This window comes from Vibrio sp. 1249-1 (assembly GCF_033340495.1).
In genome coordinates, this window is sequence record NZ_JAWOWJ010000196.1 from 1 (window position 1) to 966 (window position 966).

Below are 966 nucleotides of genomic sequence, written 5' to 3' on the forward strand. Positions count from 1 at the left end.
AGCGAACGCCTGTCCAACTGGAGCAAGCCACAGCGCCGTAAGTCCATTGATTACCGGATGCTTTGGGATCAAAGAAAGCACGGCCGTTACCGCCACATTCAACGACCAGTTGTTGTTCTACGACATCGAAGTTCTTTTTGAGATCGGCAATCGACAGCGACATTGGTTTGTCGACCAATCCATCAATGGTCAACGTCCAAGTTTCAGGGTTCACGTTTGCTGGTGGAATACCGTTGTTGCGAATGAAATGGCGTCGAGTTGGAGTTACGTCGTCATTCAACAAATGGGGTGGGGTTTCTGCATTCATCGGCCTGTCGTTGAGCACAGTTAAACCGTCTTTACCTTCGATCATGACGTCATCAAGACCCTCTGCAAAAGCTGCGGGGATGATGCCAGCCGGCATATTGCGATGGAATGGGATAAAGCCACCAAGCGCGGCGGCCATGGTCGCTAACCCCGCACCTTTTAGAAAACCGCGCCTGTCTGGGTAGCTGACTCGTCCAAAGACTTTCTCATCCGCAGATTTGGGATTGTTTTCATAATATTTATAGATCCCTTGCGGTTTGTTTTTCTCGTTCTCACTCATGATGTGTTCCTTTGTCGGCACACGCCCAAGAACTGCTACGTCATTCTTGTCCCTTAGTTCGTATCGCCGATCGCTACAGGTGCCTTACTAAAGGGTTTACATCAATAAAAGTAGACGACTATTTATAGTCTTAACAACATCGGTAAGAAACTAGACTGCTTGCTTTGCAAAGGTTATCCATAGTGTGGTTACATTCTTGTGGTCACAGGAAGGGATAATCTTCGGTAAAAATAATGAATATGAAAGAGTTTTCCAGCGCAGTTGGGTTGTCGTCTTACACGCTTCGATACTATGAAAAAATTGGCTTACTGAAACATGTCCACCGAAATAATAGTGGGCACCGTGTCTACACACATCGAGATATTGATTGGGTCAACTTC

The 966-nt window shown here is 46.5% G+C and carries 2 protein-coding genes; one reads left to right on the plus strand and one right to left on the minus strand.

What is annotated here, in order from left to right; all coding sequences use genetic code 11:
- Positions 1-586 (minus strand): molybdopterin-dependent oxidoreductase (locus R7Z50_RS25200; RefSeq protein ID WP_318149447.1); only part of this gene is annotated, 586 nt, incomplete at its 3' end.
- Between the two features lie 233 nt (positions 587-819).
- Here R7Z50_RS25200 and R7Z50_RS25205 point away from each other — a divergent pair.
- Positions 820-966: MerR family DNA-binding transcriptional regulator (locus tag R7Z50_RS25205; protein ID WP_318149448.1), on the plus strand; the 147-nt coding region annotated here is incomplete at its 3' end.